Here is a 16,857-nt window from a genome sequence, read left to right on the forward strand (position 1 = left end):
GTCCGCCCCGAACGCCTGTGCCCGAAAGGTGCCGTTGATGTCGCAGCCGCCGCCTCCCCCCGGCGACCAGCCCGGATTCGGGCCGCAGCCGCCTCAGTACGGTTACCCGCCGCAGCAGCCGAACCCGTACGCCCAGCCGCCGACGCAGCCGCAGGGGCAGCAGTCGCCGCCCCCGCCGCCGGGCCCGTACGGCCCCAACCCGTACGCCCAGGCGCCCACCCAGCCCCTTCCCGGGTACGGCTGGCAGCCCTACCCGCAGTACCCGCAGCCGCCCAGGCGCGGCAACGGCAAGGTGGCCGGGATCGTGGCGGCGGCGATCGCGGCGGTCCTGGTGGTCGGCGCGGGTGTGTTCCTGGTCGCGAACGGCGGGGACGACGGGCCCTCGGACACCCCGTCGAAGGGGGGCAGCACCCGGCCGGCCGGCGACGGCCCGCTCAAGGCCCGCGCGCTGTGGGACAAGAGAGCGGTGCGGCCGTCCAAGGCGGAGATCACCGCCCCGGTGGCGGAGACCTGGTTCACCGGTGACGCGGTCGTCAAGACGATGCCGGACGCGCTGCGTTCCTTCGACATCGACAGCGGCAAGGAGAACTGGTCGATCCCCCTGTCCGGCGACTCCTGCCCGGGCCCGGAGTCGGCGTCCGGCGACCGCCTGGTGCTGCAGTACGGGACGGACTGCGACAGCGTGATCGCGGTCGACATCGCCCAGGGCAGGAAGCTGTGGGCGAAGAAGCTGCCCAGCCCGAACGGCCGGACCTCGCACAGCTACTCGCAGATCGCGCTCACGGGCGACACGGCGGCCGTCTCCTGGATCGGGGGTTCGGTCGCGTACAGGATCAGCACCGGTGCGGTGCTGTGGACGCCCAAGGCCGGTTCGGAGTGCGCCGACAAGGGCTACCACGGGGGCGCCGTGCTCGTCGCGGTCGTCGAGTGCGGCGGCTTCGGCGGTGACGAGTACGTGCAGGGTCTGGGCGAGGGCGGCGCCAAGAAGTGGTCCTGGCAGGTGCCGAACGGCAGTGAGGTGTACAGCGTCATCTCCACGGACCCGGTGGTCGTGGGGCTGTCGGCGGGCAGTCTGTCGATGACCGACATCGTGTACCTGGACGGCGGCAGGATGAAGAGCCGCATCTCGCTGGGCGCGGGCGGGGCCGAGGCCACGTACCGTATCCACTGCGAGGACAACCGGTGCACCAATGTCGCCGTCGACGGCACGACCATCTACCTGCCCACCAAGACCCATTCGGGCAGCGGCACCTCCTACTCGCAGACCAACGAGATCGCCGCGCTCGACCTCGCCACCGGCAAGCCGAAGTGGCTCGCCAAGCCCGACCAGGAGCGCGAGGTCAAGGTCGTCGGGATCAGCGGCGGCAAGGTCGTGGCGTACCAGAAGAACACCTACGACAAGCCGGGACGCCTGCTGCGGCTCGACCCCGCGACCCACAGGTTCACGGTGTTCATGGAACTGCCCGAGAGCGGCAAGGACCTGGAGAACGACTTCCTCGACAGCGACTCGGGCTGGTGGCTGTACAAGGACCACTTCTTCCTGACCTCCGACCACATCTCGGCCTCGGCCAACCTGACGGACCGCTCCATCGCCGCCTTCGGCTGACCGGGCCGAGGGAGGCGGTGCGCGGGCCGCTCAAACAAGCACACCCGGTCCCAAGTCGGCCATGTTTGGAGATAATGCGGATTTAGGGAGGCTTCTGCCGAGTAGGGGGCGCAAAGCGTCGAACAAGCGTGTACCTTCCCGGGCATGGCCCGGGCCCGCCGCGGGGGCACAGGCGGTATGCCGCACGGGCTTCGCCGCGGCATGTGAAAGGGGACCGGCTTGGACTCGGTGGGCAGGTCCGCACCAGTCCATGGGGGGATGAGGGGGACGCCCATGGGCGTACGGCTCGTCGTCGTCGACGACCATCGTCTGCTGGCCGAGGCGCTCGCCTCGGCGCTGAAGCTGCGCGGGCACCGGGTGCTCGCGGCGGCCGCGCCCGCTTCGGGTGCGGCGGATCTCGTACTGAGCCGGTCGCCCGAGGTGTGCCTGATCGGCACGGCGGCGCCCGCCGAGCCGGGTGCCTTCGACGCGGTCGTCCGCATCAAGCGGGAGCGGCCCGGGGTGGCGGTGCTGGTGCTCGGGCCGGTGCCCAACCCGCGGGGGATAGCCGCCGCGTTCGCCGCCGGCGCCTCCGGCTACGTACGGCACGACGAGCGGATCGAGGGCGTCGAGCGGGCGATGGCCAAGGCGCGCGCCGGCGAGGTGGCGGTGGCGCCCGCACTGCTGCAGGGCGCGTTCGCCGAGTTGCTCAACCCGGTGGCCGAGCCGGACGACGAGGGCACCAGGCTGATGCAGATGCTCACCCCGCGCGAGGTCGAGGTGCTGCTGCGGGTCGCGGAGGGCGAGGACACCCGGCTGATCGCGGCCGGGATGCGGATCGCCCCGAGCACCGCCCGTACGCATGTGCAGCGGGTGCTGATGAAGCTGGGGGTGGGCTCCCGGCTGGAGGCCGCCGCGCTGGCGGCCCGTACGGGCCTGCTGGACCGGGTCAGCCATCATTTCCCGGGCGGTGCGACGATCCCTCCTCAGGCGTCTCCTGTGCGGCGGGCGGGGGAGGAGGGGGACTGAGCTTCATCCACAGGAGGAAGAGCAGTCCCAGCACCAGCATGCCGATCCCCGTCCAGAGGTTGATGTTGATGCCCTGGGCCTTGGCGATGTCCGCGTCGGAGGCCGTGATCCCGGCGATGGTCACGATCACCCCGTAGACCACGAAGAGGCCGCCGATGACGCGGCGCACGTCGAAGAGGCGTGCCGCCGAGGCCGACTCGTGCTCCAGGTCCTCGATGCGGTGCTGGAAATCCGGCTCGTTGCCGTACTCGCTCACGACGTCACCTCACAGGGAGAAGGGGATGTAGCACAGCGCGGCCAGGAGGACGGCTCCCCAGCCGAGCAGTGCGGGCCTGCGGTACCAGGCGTCGTCACCCCTGGCGGGCGGTTCGGCCATGCCGGGGGAGGTGGTCCCGTAGACGAGTCCGGCCAGCGACTCGACCGGCTTGGGCTTGGTGAACCACGAGACGAGGACCATCACCACACCGCCGACGACGAAGGCGGCGATGGCGGAGACGAAGTTGGCGCCCTGGTCGCTGGGGATCGAGATCAGGCCGCCCTTGTAGAACCAGAAGTAGTTGATCATCGCGGCGACCGTGCCGCTCAGCAGCCCCCAGAAGCCGGCGGCGGCGGTGGAGCGCTTCCAGAACATGCCGAGGATGAAGACGCAGAACAGCGGCACGTTGAAGAACGAGAACAGCGTCTGCAGGTAGTTCATGATGTTGCTGAAGGACGAGGCGATGAAGGCCGTGCCCATGCCGATCAGCACGCCGATCGCGGTCACCACGCGGCCGGTGGTGACGTAGTACTGGTCGGGTCGGCCGCGCCGTACGTAGGCGCCCCAGATGTCGTACGTGAAGACGGTGTTGAAGGACGACACGTTGGCCGCCATGCCGGCCATGAAGGCGGCGAGCAGGCCCGTGATCGCGATGCCGAGGACGCCGTTGGGGAGCAGGTCGCGCATGAGCACCGGGATCGCGTCGTTGTACTGGAGCCCGCTGCCCGGTTTGCCGATGCCCGGCTCCATGACGAGCGCGATCAGTCCCGGCAGGACGACGATCAGCGGGATGAAGATCTTGGGGTACGCGGCGATGAGCGGGGTGCGCTGGGCGGCCGAGAGGTTCTTGGCGGACAGGGCGCGCTGCACCTCGGCGAAGTTGGTCGTCCAGTAGCCGAAACTGAGGACGAAGCCGAGGCCCAGCACGATGGTCAGCCAGTTCGCCCCCAGCGGGTTGGGCGAGCCGATGCCGGTGCCGTCCCAGGCGGTGAGGAACGCGGCGCCGTGGGAGTCGGTGAGCGAGTCCGTCAGCCCGGACCAGCCGCCGACCCGCTTCAGGCCGACGACGGTGAGCGGGATCAGCGCCGCGAGGATCACGAAGAACTGCAGCACCTCGTTGTAGATGGCCGAGGAGAGGCCGCCGAGGGTGATGTAGAAGAGCACGAAGAAGCCGGAGACGACGATCGCCACCCACTGGGGCCAGCCGATCAGGGCCTCCAGCACGATCGCCATGGCGTAGAGGTTGACGCCCGCGATCAGCAGTGCGGAGACCGCGAAGATGATCGAGCTCAGCAGGTGCGAGGCGGGTCCGAAGCGGTGCAGCAGGAACTCCGGTACGGAGCGGACCTTGGAGCCGTAGTAGAACGGCATCATCACCAGGCCGAGGAAGACCATGGCCGGAATGGCGCCGATCCAGTACCAGTGCACCGTGTACGCGCCGTACTGTGCGCCGTTGGCGGCCATCCCCAGGATCTCGGTCGCGCCCAGGTTGGCGGCGATGAACGCCAGACCGGTGACCCAGGCGGGCAGCGACCGGCCCGACAGGAAGAAGTCGAGGCTGGTCCGGACGGCGCGGCGGGCGGCGAAACCGATACCGAGGACGACGACGAAGTAGATCGCGAGGATCGAGTAGTCGAGCGCGTTCGTGGGGAGCCGTAGCCCTTCTGCAAGGTTTTGCATGGTTTGATCACTCCCCGCAACGGGGTCTCCGTTGACGTTGCTGTTGTGTTGTGGTTCATTGTGTTTGGTTCTGTTTGTTGGCGTGGTGAGGAGCCCGCAGGGTGAAGAAGACATCGACCCGACTCGCCGACGGGCGCGAGCTGATCTACTACGACCTGCGCGACGACGAGCCCCGCGACGCCGTCGACCGCCGTCCGCTGGACCCGGTGACCAGCGCCTCGGAGATCCGCCACGACCCGCTGCTCGGTGACTTCGTCGCCATCGCCTCCCACCGTCAGACCCGCACCTACCACCCGCCCGCGGACGAGTGCCCGCTCTGCCCGTCCCGGGACGGGAGGTTGAGCGAAATCCCGGACGACCACTACGACGTGGCCGTGTTCGAGAACCGCTTTCCCTCGCTCACCGGAAAACATGGCCGCTGCGAGGTCGTCTGTTTCACCGACCGGCACGACAGGTCGTTCGCCGACCTCACCCCCGAGCAGGCACGGCTCGTCCTCGACGCCTGGACCGACCGCACGGCCGAACTCTCCCGGTTGCCCGGCGTCGAGCAGGTCTACTGCTTCGAGAACCGCGGCGAGGAGATCGGCGTCACCCTCGGCCACCCGCACGGCCAGATCTACGGCTACCCGCACGCCACCCCGCGCACCGAGCTGATGCTGCGTTCGCTGGAGCGGCACCGCGAGGCCACCGGCGGCCGCAACCTCTTCGACGACCTCGTGGCGCGCGAGCGCGAGGACGGCAGCCGGATCGTGCTGGAGGGCGAGCACTGGACGGCGTTCGTGCCCTACTCCGCGCACTGGCCGTACGAGGTGCACCTCTACCCCCGCCGCAGGGTGCCGGACCTGACGGCCCTGGACGAGGCGGCCCGCGCCGAGTTCCCCGGGATCTACCTGGAACTGCTGCGCCGCTTCGACCGGCTCTTCGGCCCCGCGGGCCCTTACCGGCCGGAGGCCGCGGCGGAGCCGCCGACCCCGTACATCTCGGGCTGGCACCAGGCGCCGTTCGGCAGCCCGCAACGCGAGGAGTTCGCGCTCCACCTGGAGCTGTTCACGATCCGCCGCACCAAGGGCAAGCTCAAGTACCTGGCGGGCTCCGAGTCCGGCATGAGCGTCTTCATCAACGACGTGCCGCCGGAGACCGCCGCGAGCCGCCTGAGGGAGGTCGCCTCGCCGTGAGCGTCGTCCGTGTGACCGCCCCCTCGAACCCCGCCGTGACCGCCCCCTCGAACCCCGCCGTGCCGCACTCCCGGCGGACGTTCATGCGGCGCCGCTACCGTGGCCCCGAGTCGAACCCGAGAAAGGCTGTGACCCTGTGAGCGACCCTCGCCCGAAGAAGGTTCTGGTCACCGGAGGCGCCGGTTACGTCGGCAGCGTCGTGGCGGCCCATCTGCTGGAGGCGGGGCACCGGGTCACCGTCCTGGACGACCTGTCGACCGGCTTCCGGGACGGGGTCCCCGAGGGGGCCGACTTCGTCGAGGGACGCGTCCAGGACGCGGCGAAGGTGCTCGACGCCACCTACGACGCCGTACTGCACTTCGCCGCCAGCTCCCAGGTCGGCGAGTCCGTCGTCCACCCCGAGAAGTACTGGCGCAACAACGTCGCCGGCACGCTGGACCTGCTCACCGCCATGCGTGACACCGGGGTGCGGCGGCTGGTCTTCTCCTCCACCGCGGCCACCTACGGCGAGCCGAAGTCCGTCCCGATCACCGAGGACGACCCGGCGCTGCCGACCAACCCGTACGGCGCGTCCAAGCTCGCCGTCGACCACATGATCACCAGCGAGGCCGTCGCCCACGGCCTGGCCGCGGTCTCGCTGCGCTACTTCAACGTCGCGGGCGCCTACGGGGCGTTCGGCGAGCGGCACGACCCCGAGTCGCACCTCATCCCGCTCGTGCTGCAGGTCGCCCAGGGCCGCCGGGAGGCGATCTCTGTCTTCGGCGACGACTACCCCACCCCCGACGGGACCTGCGTACGCGACTACATCCACGTCGCCGACCTGGCCGAGGCGCACCTGCTCGCCGTCGACGCGCCGGCCCCCGGCGAGCACCTGATCTGCAACCTCGGCAACGGCAACGGCTTCTCGGTGCGCGAGGTCGTCGAGACCGTCCGCCGGGTCACCGGTCACCCCGTCCCCGAGGTCGTCGCCCCGCGCCGCGGCGGCGACCCGGCCGTCCTGGTCGCCTCCGCCGAGCGGGCCAAGGAGCGTCTCGGCTGGCGTCCCTCGCGCACCGACCTCGACGACATCGTCCGCGACGCCTGGAACTTCGCGCAGGACCTGCAGAACCGGGAGGGCACCAAGTGAGCGAGGACGGCTTCCGCGCCACGTACGGCACCGGCCCCGAGGGCGTCTGGGCCGCCCCCGGCCGGGTGAACCTGATCGGCGAGCACACCGACTACAACGACGGCTTCGTGATGCCGTTCGCCCTGCCGCACGCCACCGTCGCCGCGGTCGCCCGCCGCGCCGACGGGCGGCTGCGGCTGCACACCGGCTCCCCGGACGTCCCCGCCGGCGTCGTCGAACTGCACGTCGACGAACTCGAACCCGGCGGCGGCGCCGGCTGGGCCGACTACCCCGCGGGCGTCATCTGGGCACTGCGCGACGCCGGGCACGAGATCACCGGCGCCGACGTCCACTTCGAGAGCACCGTCCCCACCGGCGCCGGGCTGTCCTCCTCGGCCGCGCTGGAGGTCGTCACCGCCGTCGCCCTCAACGATCTCTACGGACTCGGCCTGGAGCGGTGGCGGATCGCCCGGCTCTGCCAGCGCGCCGAGAACGTCTACGTGGGCGCCCCCACCGGGATCATGGACCAGACCGCCTCGGCCTGCTGCACCGAGGGGCACGCCCTGTGGCTCGACACCCGCGACCTGTCGCAGCGCCAGATCCCCTTCGACCTCGCCTCCCAGGGCCTGCGGCTGCTCGTCGTCGACACCCGGGTCACCCACGCCCACAGCGAGGGCGAGTACGGCAAGCGGCGGTCGGGCTGCGAGGAGGCGGCGGCGCTGCTCGGCGTGGAGGCGCTGCGGGACATCCCGTACGAGGGTCTCGACGACGCCCTCGCCCGGGTCGAGGACCCCGGACTGCGGCCGCTGGTACGGCACGTGGTCACCGAGGACCGCCGCGTCGAGCGCGTCGTGGAACTGCTGGAGACGGGAGACGCGCGCGCCATCGGGCCGGTGCTGACGGAGGGCCACGCCTCGCTGCGCGACGACTTCAAGGTCTCCTGCCCGGAACTGGACCTGGTGGTGGCGGCCGGTGTGGAGGCGGGCGCCCTCGGCGCGCGCATGACCGGCGGCGGCTTCGGCGGTTCGGCGATCGTGCTGGTGGAGGAGTCCGCGGCGGAGAAGACCGCCGAGGCGATCGCCGGCGCCTTCGCCACGGCCGGTCACCGCGAGCCGCGGGTCTTCACCGCGGTGCCGTCGGCGGGGGCCCGCCGGCTGGCGTGAACCCGTAGGGGGCGGCACCGGCCGGACGGACGGTGCCGCCCCCGCCCTTTCGTCACACCAGACAGGGGACCTCGGCCAGCGAGGTGACGCCGAAGGCCGGATGACGGCGCAGGGGGAGAGGGCCGAGGCGAAGGGTCGGATGCCGGTCGTCGACGGCCCGCAGCAATGCCTCGACGGCCTGCCGGGCCAGGACCGCGCCGAGGCAGAAGTGACCGCCCCGGCCGAAGGACAGATGCCGGGGGCCCTTGCGGCGCACGTCGAAGGCGTCCGGGTCCGGGTACGCCTCCGGGTCCCGGTTGGCCGCGGCCAGTACCAGGACGACGCGGTCGCCGGCCGCGATGCGCCGGCCTCGTACCTCCAGGTCGCCACGGGCAGTTCGGGGGGCGAAGTGGAAGGGCGAGGAGAGCCGCAGCACCTCCTCGACCGCCGCGGCGTACGGCACCCGCCCGTGGCGCACCGCGTCCCACTCATCGGGGTGCGCGAGCAACAGGACGAGTGCCATGGCCGAAGCGGTGGCCACCGGCTCGGCGCCGCCCGTCAACAGTTGGGCGAAGGTCGCGGTCACCTCGGTGCCGTCCAGCGCTCCCGCGCGGTGCACCTCGTGGAGCAGCCGGGCCACGGGCGCCTCGCCGCGAGGGAGGACCGTTCCGGTCACGAATTCGGTCAGCTGTGCGGCGGCCTGCGCGGCGGCGCGGGCGGTCCCGTCCTGGAGCCCGGACATCGCCAGATACGCGATCAGCCGGTCGGACCAGTCGAGCACGGTGTCACGCTCGCCCGGCCGGATCCCCAGCAACGCACAGACGAGCTCCAGCGCATAGGGGCGCGCGACGTCGCCGAACAGGTCCCCGGGACCCTCGCCGAGCGCATCGGCGGCGCGCGCGGCGCAGCGGTCGACCACGCCTGTGAAGTCCGCCAACGCCCGCGGGGTGAACGCCCGCTGGATGGCCTTGCGCGCCCTGAGGTGGTAGGGCGCGTCGGAGAACACCAGCCACTTGCCGAGGAAGTGTTCCACCGGCGCGTACAGGGCCCGGCGTCCGGGTGCCAGGGCCGCGAGCATCCCGCTCTTGTCCCGTGGGCCGAGCGCGGCCGACAGCAGCAGCTCCGACACGTCGTCGTGGCGCGTGAGGTACCAGCTGTGGGTGGCGGGACTCCAGTGCACCGGTTCGTGCTCCCGTAGCCGGGCGAAGAACGGCACCGGCTCCAGCGCCGTGGCGGGGGAGAGGATCTCCTCGGGGTCGACGACGGGGGGCGGGGAAGTGGGCACGGTGCTCATCCTTCGTTCGGCCCGCCGTGTGCGAGTGCGGTGAGCGCGGCGTGCAGCGAGGTGGCGAGGCGGGCGAGGGCGGCTGCGCCCAGCCGTGAGGGGGCCGAGGTGAGCAGCAGGTTCCGTCTGCCGTCGGGACGAGTGGAGCGCAGAAGTTCCACGGCGAGCTCGGCGGGCGCCTCGGCGCGGGGCAGCCGCGCGGGTGCCAGTACGGCCTCCCCCAGGCGGAGGGTTCCGGCGGGGTGCTGCGGGTGGACGCACACGGTGACCTGTCCGGGCAGGCCGGTCCGATCCTCGGTTCCCCGGCCGCGGAACTCGATCGTGTCGGTCCACCGGTGGTCGACCGCGAACAGCACCTCCTCGTCGACACGGTGCACGAGTTCCGCCGGCCGCTGTCCCGGCTCGACCCGGACCCGGACCGGCACGGTGGCGACGTGGTGGCCGAGCGCGGTGTCCTGCCACGCCTCCACCCGTCCGGGCACCGACAGCCCGAGGCAGATGTCACGAGCCCCGGTGACCTCGGCCAGCGCCATGGCGCCGGCCGTGCACACCAGCGTCGTCAGGGACACGCCCTCGGCGCGGGTCCGCGCGTCCAGCGAGACCATCAGGGCCGCGTCGAGTTCCACGTGGTGCTCCACGGCACCCCGGTCGTCCCAGGGTTCCCCGGCCGCGGCGGGCCAGCGCAGCGCCCGCGCACCGTCCAGCCGTTCGCGCCAACGCTCGGCGCAGTCGTCCGGATCGAAGCCCGCGGGCCGCCACCGCGACGTGGCGGCGTGGCGCGCGGCCGCGCCGGCCGGGCGGCCGGCCGTTGCGTACATGACCTCCAGCTCCCGTTCGAAGGTGTCGAGCGACCAGGGGTCGAGTGCGCTGCGGTGCAGGTGCACGACGAGCAGCCGGCCGCCGCTCCAGGTGTAGAGCACGCACCGCAGCAACGGGCCGCGGGTGGTGTCGAAGCCCTCGAGAGCCCCGGCGGACGCGAGGTCGAGCGCCTGCCGCAGCGCCTCCCAACCCGCGTCCGGCAATGCGACCGTCGTGACTGGGGGACGGCCGTCATAGGGCAGCGGTACGGCCGTCGGTGGTCCGTCGGCGTCGACGAAGACGGTGCGCAGCGCTTCCTGACGTTCCACGACGGCGTGCACGGCCCCGGCGAGCCGCTCCGGATCGACGCCGCAGTCGCCGGTTCCGAGGTAGGCGAGGGAGACGACGGCTGCCGGATGGCCGGGATGTGCCGCCTCGTCGCGCCAGATGCGCCGGAAGCCGGAGACGAGGGCCGGCCCCGCGGTCGGGCACGGGTCGGCCGGGAGGGTGTCCGACCGGGTCCCGGCGACGATGGCACGCGGGCTCCGCCCCAGGTAGAGGTCGCTGACCGTGAGCGGGAGTCCCAGGTCCTCGTGGGCGCGGGCGGCCAGCCGGGCGGCGACCGGCAGGTCCAGCCCGGCGGCGGGCAGGTCCGTGGTCTCCTCGACGGGGAAGGCCAGTACCTCGGTGGCCAGGTCGGCGAGGCGAGCGGCCATTGCGTGGGAGTTCACCGTGGGGGCGGGACGAGTGCGCATGGTGTCCTTCCTCAGTTGACGGCGTCGCCGGCGGCCGGCGTCCGCTCCGGTGGTTGCGGTGCGCGGTCCCGCCGGCCGTCCCGCCCGGGCCGCGCGGCGCCGGGCAGCCAGATCCGGGACGAGAGCAGGAGGAGCGCGAGAAGGCCGCAGGCCACGGCCAGGGCCGTGATGAACGCGGGACCCCGGCCGCCGCCCACCAGGACTCCCGCCGCGAGCGGGCCGGCGATGTACCCCGTCGAGGTGGACATCCCGTACGCGGCGTTGAAACGGCCACGCGCGCCGGGCGGGGCCAGCGAGTTGACCAGAGTGGGGATGCCCGCGGCGTAGAAGGTCTCGGCGACGGCGAAGAGCACCATTCCCGTGATCAGCAGGGCGAACTGGGTGCTCCGGTCGCCGGCGCGCCCCGCTCCCAGGACGAACAGCCAGCTGACGGACCACAGGGCCGCCGCGGCCGCGCCGGCGTGTGCCGGGTGCAGCCGGGTGAGCACCTGGTGCAGCAGGACCTGGGTGCCGATGACCCCGCCGGTGTTCACGGCGAACAGCACGGCGAGGTGGTCGGCCCCGAGCGCGGTGTCCGTGGTCAGGAAGGCGGGCAGGCCGGCTTCGAGCTGGGCGTACGTGGTGAAGAACAGGACCGCGCCGGTGACCAGGACGACCACGAACGCCGGGCTGCGCAGGACCACCGCGTACGAGGTGCGGGCCCGGCCACCCGGCGGCGTGCTGCCGGCGGCCCCCGTCCGGGCGGCCTCGGCGGAGCTCCGGTGGCGGCCGCGCCGCGCGACCAGCAGGGCGGCCACCAGGCAGCTCAGCGCGTCGGCGAGGTACAACGCCCTGAAGGAGAACGGGTCGGCGGCGGACACCACGGCCCCTCCCACCAGGCCGCCGAGGCCGATGGAGGCGTTGACGCAGGTGAAGTTGAGGCTGAAGACGACCGGGTGCTTCTCGTCGGGCGCGGAGTCGGCCAGCAGCGTGTTCCACGCGGCGGAGCCGCCCACGCCGAATCCGACGAGGGCCGCCGAGACGAGGAAGTGCCAGCTCCGGTCGGCGAACGCGTATCCCGTCAGTCCCGCAGCGCTGACGGCCATGTGGAGCGCCGCGGCCCGCTCCGCGCTCGCGCGGTCCGCGAGCCAGCCGGCCACGGGGCTGCCGACCAGGGCCATGGCCGACACCACGGCGACGGCCGACGTGGCGGTCGTCAGGGGCAGGCCGTTGACGCGGTGGACGTAGACGACGAGGAAGGGCAGGACGAGACCCGACCCGATGTTGTTGAGCATGTTCAGCAGCAACAGCGCCCTCGTCCCGGGCGGCAGCGCACGGGCATCCCTCAGGAGGGACATCGTGTGGTTCCTCGTCTCTCGTGGGTCAGCCCACGGTCGGCCCGAGCACCCGCAGCGCCACGCCGTGCTCGCCGGCGTCGAGCTCGACGGCTGCGCCGAGGGGCAGGGTGGTGAGCGGATCGGTGTGTCCGAAGGGGAGGTCGATGATGATCGGGACGTCCGCCGGCGCGCATTCCAGGAGCGTTCGGTGGAAGCCGTCCCGCCACTCGCCCTCTCGGGGCATCCCGGGGGCGCGTCCCACCAGGAGGGCGGTGACCCGGTCGAGTAGTCCGGTGTGGCGCAGGTGGACCAGGCTGTGCCGGAACCGCGGTATCTCCGACGCGATCGCCGTCGCTTCGACGCAGAGCACCGTGGGCCCCGGAGGCGGGGACCACCAGCGGGTGCCTGCGAGACAACCGAGGGTGGGGACGTTGCCGCCGAACAGCACGCCGTCGGCCCGGCCCGGACGCAGCACCAGCGGTCCCCCCTCGTGGCGGGCGCGGCGGTACTCGTCGCGCCGGGACCAGTCGCCCCCGGGCTCGGCCCACCAGCCGGGCAGCGGGAGTTCGCCCCCACCGCCGTCCACCACCGCGTGCCGCAGCGACGTCACCGTCTCGGCGAACGGTGAGGGCCACTCACCGAACTGGGGCAGCAGGGCGGGACCGTAGAAGACGATCGCGCCGGTGCGCGCCTGGTAGCCGAGCAGCAGAGCGGTGTTGTCGCTGTAGCCGACCACCGGTTTCGGGGGGAGGCCGGCCGCCTCGTCGAGATGGTCCAGCAGGTCGTTGGAGTTGTTGCCACCGATCGTGGTGAGCACCGCGCCCACCTGGGGGTCCCGCAGCAGGTCGAGGAACTGGCCCGCGCGGACTTGGGGCGGTCCGGCCACGCCCCCGTCGATCGGCTCCGCGGGCAGCAGACGCGCCGGGCCGCCCAGGGCGTGCTCCAGTGCGACCAGCGCGCGTCGCGTGCGCTCGGGGAAGCGCTCGGCCGCCCATGCGCTGGTGGAGACGATCCCGATGGTGGCGCCGGGGGAGAGCCTCGGGGGCGGCCGCAGCGCCGCGTGTCCGGGCCGTACGGCGCCGGTGGCGCTCACGCGGCACCCCGGTGCGAACCGAAGAGGAAGCCGAGGGTGTTGCCCGCCAGCAGGGCGCCGTCGTCCGGCGTGCCCGCCAGCCGTTGTGCGGCCCTGATCCGCTCCATGGCCTCGGGGACCGTGGCGCCGAGCACCCGGCCGTCGTCCCAGGGCTGCAGGTGCCACGGGGTGTCCAGGGAGAACATCAGGCGATCCGCGTGCCGGGCGATCAGAGCGGCGAGCCGGCGGTCCTCCGCCACGGGTGGCGGTGCGCCGAGGGTGCGTTCGCACACCGCCTCCCAGGGCCCGAGATCGGCGAAGATGCCGGGAGCCCCGAGAACCTCCTCAAGACCGGGGTTGAGGAAACCCAGGTGGGCGATGGCCATGCGGACGCCCAGGCGCGCGACCTCGGGCACGGCGTCCCGGGTGAGTTCGGCCAGGTCGCCGAGGCGGCCCTCGGGCGAGCAGTGGGTGACCGTGGGCAGGTCCCATGCGGCGGCCAGTTCCAGGTACCCCGCGGCCACGATGCGCTCGACCGGGGTGTCGGACGCAGGGGGGTGCCACTTCAAGGCGAACACCTCGTCGCGGCGCCCGGCGTAGTCCGAGGCGAAGTCCCGGGCGTCGCGGAAGGGGTCGACCATGAGCGCGGCCATGGGGAGTGACCCGCCGTGGTCGTGCCGGGCGCGGTGCGCCGCACAGTCGTCGAGGAGGCGCAGATTGCGCTCGCGGATCACGGCGCTGCACGTCGCCGGGTCGACGGGAGTGTGCGGGGGCTTGAACTGGCGGTAGTACGGCATGGGCAGGATCAGGGCACCGACGGCGGAGCCCGGGCGCCCCAGATGGCGGTGCTCGAGCGCGGAGAGCAGGTCCATCAGCTCGTCCACGGACTGCCGGTAGCGGTGTTCGGCCTCCGCGTGGTGGTACATCAGCTCCGAGCCCGCGTGTTCGTGGGCGCTGACCAGGGATCCCCGGTCCGCGAGCACGGCGGAGACCCGTCTCCGGATCGGCGTGGTCACGGCGTCGCCTCCGGTGCGGCCGGCAGGTCCTCGGGGACGAGCCCGTAGACGACGCAGTCGACGCGGCCGGTGTGGGTGTGCCCGGCGCCGCGGAGTACGCCCTCGCGTACGAAGCCGGCCTTCGCGGCCACTCGTTGCGAGGCGGTGTTGCCGGTCGCCGCGAGCAGGGAGATCCGGTGCACGGGGGTTTCGCGCAGTGCCCACACGCAGACCGCGCGCAGGGCTTCGGGTGCCAGGCCGCGGCCCCGGGCCCAGGGACCCACCCAGTAACCCACCTCGGTGCGTCCGTCCCGCCAATCGGTGGACTTCAGGCCGAAGGCCCCCACCAGGCGCCCGCCGTCCAGTTCCTCGGCGGCGAACTGGACCCCGTCGCCGGAACGGAGCGCCTGCGCCGCCCCCTCACGGCACCACCAGGCCGCGGCCTCCCGTGTGTAGGGACGCGGCAGTGGCAGCCAGCGCTGGGTGGCCTCGTCGTCGCAGGCGAGGCGGACGTCGTCGATGTCGTCCTCGGAGAACGGGCGCAGCAACAGGCGCGAGGTGCGCAGGACCGGTTGGGGGAACACATGCATCGGGTACTCCGGAGTCACTTGTCGCCACGGAACTTGGTGCCCAGCAGGACCGGAACCCGGGCCGGAGTTCCGCAGCAGCCGCACGGGGCCGGGGTACCGGTGTCCCGCCACGGTCGTCCGATCACGTCGAGGGAGGTGCCCAGCACCTGCCGGGAGCACGGGGCGGCATCGCACAGCGGCATGCGCACGATGCCGCCGGCCGCTCCCGCGGCCAGGGCGTCGCCGAGGCTGCCGGCCTCCGTGACACCGGCGTCGTGACGGCGTCTTCGGTCCTCCGCCATGCGGGTCCCGGTCACGGAGAGGGCGTCCACCAGAGCGCGGACGCCGTCGCCCGGCAGGGGCCGGCCGTTCAGCAGGGCCGTTCCGCCGACGGTGCACAGCAGGGGTGCGCCATGAGTCCCGGCCTCTTCCGTGCGCACCGCCATGCCCTTGGGATTGTCGAACACCCGCGCGCGCACCCCGGATCCGCGCAGCCCGGCGGCGAGCGCGAGCGCCGCCGCGGCCGATTCCCTGCGTTCCGGGACCAGGGCCACCTGGACCGGCGCGACGGACGGGTGGTACACGGGGTGGGGGCCGTCGTGCGCGTGGACGAGCAGTGCGAGCACCAGGCGGGCGGAGAAGGCGAAGTTGACCATGTCGAGGGGGCGGCCCCCGATCTCGACCCCGAACATCTCACTGAAGCGCGTGCCCAGGGCGTAGACCGAGGTGAGCACCGTGGTGCTGCCGTCGGGCAGCAAGGTCACCAGTTCCAGCCGGCGGTCGGCGTACGCCGCGGGGGTGTCGGGGTCCCGCATCCTCTCGACTGCGATGGTGGGGAGAGCCATGGAGTCACAGGCGAGCATCGGCCCGGTGGTCATCAACTCGATGTCCTCGTGGGCGGGACCCTCGGTGGCCGCCTGTGCCTCGAAGAACGGCCAGACGAAACGTTCCTTCCACAGCGGGCGCATCCCGTTGCGCTCGTGCCTGCCGACGGTGCGTACGGTCGTCACCCGGAACGGCGGACGCCGGCCGTACTCCAGCCAGCGCGCCATGATGCCGGAGATCTGCGCCTCCATGGTCGAGGCGAGTGCGTGCCGGGGGCCGGACGGAGTGGGGCACAGCAGGTAGATCCGGTCCAGGAAGTCCTTGAGCGAACCTGCCTGACGCTCCATCGCCGCCAGGGGGACGGCCGACGGAAGGCCCAGTTCCTCGTAGCCGGCGGCGGCGAAGGTGTCCCGGAAGCGGTCGAGCACGGCCGAGCACAGGGCGTACCCGTGCGGCAGCCAGGCGCTGGCCCCGGAGAGCGGGTAGCGGGCGTCGATGATGTGGTCCCGCTCCAGGGCCGCGGCGTCGCCGGCCCACAGGGTGTCGCCGACGGTCGTCACTCGTCGTCCTCCTCGTGCTCGCCGCGCAGCAGCGCGAACTGGCTGATGTGGAACACGGAGACCACCGGAGGGCGCAGAACACCGTCCCGCCCGGTGAACCGGATGCCGGCCGCGGTGACGGCCGCGGCCGGCAGGTGCTGCACGGTCGCCGTCGCACGGCCCCGGAAGCGCCAGACGAGAGCCTGCTCGACCAGCCCCCACGGCTCCTGCGCGGGCCGTCCCGGGACCCCGAGCCGCTCCAGCGCGGTGCCGACCAGGGTCACGAGGTCGACGGGACGGTCCGGGGCGGCGGCGGCCAGGCCGTTGAGGCACACCTGGTCCTCGACGTCGCCGGTCACCGCGACTGGGGGGACGGCCGGGCCCGACGTCCAGTACCCGAGCGGGAGTTCCCGCCAGCTCAGTGGCCGGCGGGAGAGCAGCGGCAGTCCCTCCAGGCAGAGCCCCGCGGTGGGGTACCGGCCGGTGACCCGTTCCGACCGGTTGGTCCTCACGTCGGTGCCGTGCAGTCCCGGCGCCAGGAAGGAGGACACGGACGCCAGGACCGCCCCGGGGACGAGCACCGGCAGATGGGTGCGTTCGACTGGGCCCGCGGCCAGCACGTCGTGCGCGACGCCCAACGATGCGGCGATGCGGCTCATCCCCCGCCCGGTGACGACACCGTACCCGTCGGGTGCGCACCGTCGGTCGACCAGAGGGGCGAGGCCTGGCGA

Annotated in this window: 15 protein-coding genes; 5 read left to right on the plus strand and 10 right to left on the minus strand. The window is 72.7% G+C overall.

Annotation, left to right across the window (positions count from 1 at the left end):
- The first annotated feature begins 37 nt into the window (after positions 1-37).
- Positions 38-1,606, plus strand: a complete 1,569-nt coding sequence (locus PV342_RS30100) for an outer membrane protein assembly factor BamB family protein (protein ID WP_400802740.1) — start codon at positions 38-40, stop codon at positions 1,604-1,606.
- A gap of 273 nt (positions 1,607-1,879) precedes the next feature.
- Positions 1,880-2,614, plus strand: a complete 735-nt coding sequence (locus PV342_RS30105) for a response regulator transcription factor (RefSeq protein WP_018559828.1) — start codon at positions 1,880-1,882, stop codon at positions 2,612-2,614.
- Here PV342_RS30105 and PV342_RS30110 read toward each other — a convergent pair.
- Both PV342_RS30110 and PV342_RS30115 read right to left on the minus strand, forming a co-directional pair.
- Positions 2,535-2,870: a hypothetical protein gene (locus PV342_RS30110; RefSeq protein ID WP_026251128.1), complete on the minus strand. Its 336-nt coding sequence runs from the start codon at positions 2,868-2,870 to the stop codon at positions 2,535-2,537. The genes PV342_RS30105 and PV342_RS30110 overlap by 80 nt on opposite strands.
- Before the next feature lie 9 nt (positions 2,871-2,879).
- A complete protein-coding gene (locus PV342_RS30115) occupies positions 2,880-4,550 on the minus strand; it encodes a sodium:solute symporter family protein (RefSeq protein WP_329187416.1) in 1,671 nt (556 codons plus the stop codon).
- A gap of 101 nt (positions 4,551-4,651) precedes the next feature.
- Here PV342_RS30115 and galT point away from each other — a divergent pair, with 101 nt between their 5' ends.
- The 3 genes from galT to galK all read left to right on the plus strand — a co-directional run bounded on the left by galT (position 4,652) and on the right by galK (position 7,993).
- Complete coding sequence (gene galT / locus PV342_RS30120; protein ID WP_386988471.1) at positions 4,652-5,725, plus strand: galactose-1-phosphate uridylyltransferase; 1,074 nt, start codon at positions 4,652-4,654, stop codon at positions 5,723-5,725.
- Positions 5,726-5,861: 136 nt separating this feature from the next.
- Positions 5,862-6,851: a UDP-glucose 4-epimerase GalE gene (gene galE / locus PV342_RS30125; RefSeq protein WP_400802737.1), complete on the plus strand. Its 990-nt coding sequence runs from the start codon at positions 5,862-5,864 to the stop codon at positions 6,849-6,851.
- Positions 6,848-7,993 (plus strand): galactokinase, encoded by a 1,146-nt coding sequence (gene galK, locus PV342_RS30130; RefSeq protein WP_018559822.1) that lies wholly within the window; start codon positions 6,848-6,850, stop codon positions 7,991-7,993. Before galE ends, galK begins: the two co-directional genes overlap by 4 nt.
- 52 nt (positions 7,994-8,045) lie before the next feature.
- Here galK and PV342_RS30135 read toward each other — a convergent pair whose 3' ends face one another.
- From PV342_RS30135 to PV342_RS30170, 8 genes are read right to left on the minus strand one after another with little or no spacing between them, the layout of a single operon-like run.
- The gene (locus tag PV342_RS30135; RefSeq protein ID WP_500319428.1) at positions 8,046-9,257 is read right to left on the minus strand and encodes a cytochrome P450; all 1,212 of its coding nucleotides are present in this window, start codon (positions 9,255-9,257) and stop codon (positions 8,046-8,048) included.
- A gap of 5 nt (positions 9,258-9,262) precedes the next feature.
- Positions 9,263-10,810, minus strand: a complete 1,548-nt coding sequence (locus PV342_RS30140; RefSeq protein WP_400802730.1) for a condensation domain-containing protein — start codon at positions 10,808-10,810, stop codon at positions 9,263-9,265.
- An 11-nt stretch (positions 10,811-10,821) separates the two neighbouring features.
- Positions 10,822-12,147 (minus strand): MFS transporter, encoded by a 1,326-nt coding sequence (locus tag PV342_RS30145; RefSeq protein ID WP_400802728.1) that lies wholly within the window; start codon positions 12,145-12,147, stop codon positions 10,822-10,824.
- A 25-nt stretch (positions 12,148-12,172) separates the two neighbouring features.
- Positions 12,173-13,219, minus strand: a complete 1,047-nt coding sequence (locus PV342_RS30150; protein WP_500319430.1) for an LD-carboxypeptidase — start codon at positions 13,217-13,219, stop codon at positions 12,173-12,175.
- Positions 13,216-14,214: an amidohydrolase family protein gene (locus PV342_RS30155; protein ID WP_500319432.1), complete on the minus strand. Its 999-nt coding sequence runs from the start codon at positions 14,212-14,214 to the stop codon at positions 13,216-13,218. Before PV342_RS30155 ends, PV342_RS30150 begins: the two co-directional genes overlap by 4 nt.
- Positions 14,211-14,783 (minus strand): GNAT family N-acetyltransferase, encoded by a 573-nt coding sequence (locus PV342_RS30160; RefSeq protein WP_500319434.1) that lies wholly within the window; start codon positions 14,781-14,783, stop codon positions 14,211-14,213. The genes PV342_RS30155 and PV342_RS30160 overlap by 4 nt, the downstream gene beginning before the upstream one ends.
- Before the next feature lie 14 nt (positions 14,784-14,797).
- On the minus strand, positions 14,798-16,147 hold the full coding sequence (locus PV342_RS30165) for a class-II aminoacyl-tRNA synthetase family protein (protein ID WP_500319436.1): 1,350 nt from the start codon (positions 16,145-16,147) through the stop codon (positions 14,798-14,800).
- Positions 16,144-16,785 carry a hypothetical protein gene (locus PV342_RS30170; RefSeq protein WP_400802717.1) on the minus strand — a complete coding sequence of 214 codons (642 nt, stop codon included), beginning with the start codon at positions 16,783-16,785 and terminating at the stop codon, positions 16,144-16,146. The genes PV342_RS30165 and PV342_RS30170 overlap by 4 nt, the downstream gene beginning before the upstream one ends.
- Between the last annotated feature and the right edge of the window lie 72 nt (positions 16,786-16,857).

Origin of the sequence: Streptomyces sp. PA03-3a (assembly GCF_033792735.1) — a bacterium.
Classification (GTDB): domain Bacteria; phylum Actinomycetota; class Actinomycetes; order Streptomycetales; family Streptomycetaceae; genus Actinacidiphila.

Coding starts and splice junctions, on each gene's coding strand:
- PV342_RS30100 (WP_400802740.1), top strand. CDS start 38: ATGTCGCAGCCGCCGCCTCCCCCCGGCGACCAGCCCGGATTCGGGCCG.
- PV342_RS30105 (WP_018559828.1), top strand. CDS start 1,880: ATGGGCGTACGGCTCGTCGTCGTCGACGACCATCGTCTGCTGGCCGAG.
- PV342_RS30115 (WP_329187416.1), bottom strand. CDS start 4,550: ATGCAAAACCTTGCAGAAGGGCTACGGCTCCCCACGAACGCGCTCGAC.
- PV342_RS30140 (WP_400802730.1), bottom strand. CDS start 10,810: ATGCGCACTCGTCCCGCCCCCACGGTGAACTCCCACGCAATGGCCGCT.
- PV342_RS30145 (WP_400802728.1), bottom strand. CDS start 12,147: ATGTCCCTCCTGAGGGATGCCCGTGCGCTGCCGCCCGGGACGAGGGCG.
- PV342_RS30160 (WP_500319434.1), bottom strand. CDS start 14,783: ATGCATGTGTTCCCCCAACCGGTCCTGCGCACCTCGCGCCTGTTGCTG.
- PV342_RS30170 (WP_400802717.1), bottom strand. CDS start 16,785: ATGAGCCGCATCGCCGCATCGTTGGGCGTCGCGCACGACGTGCTGGCC.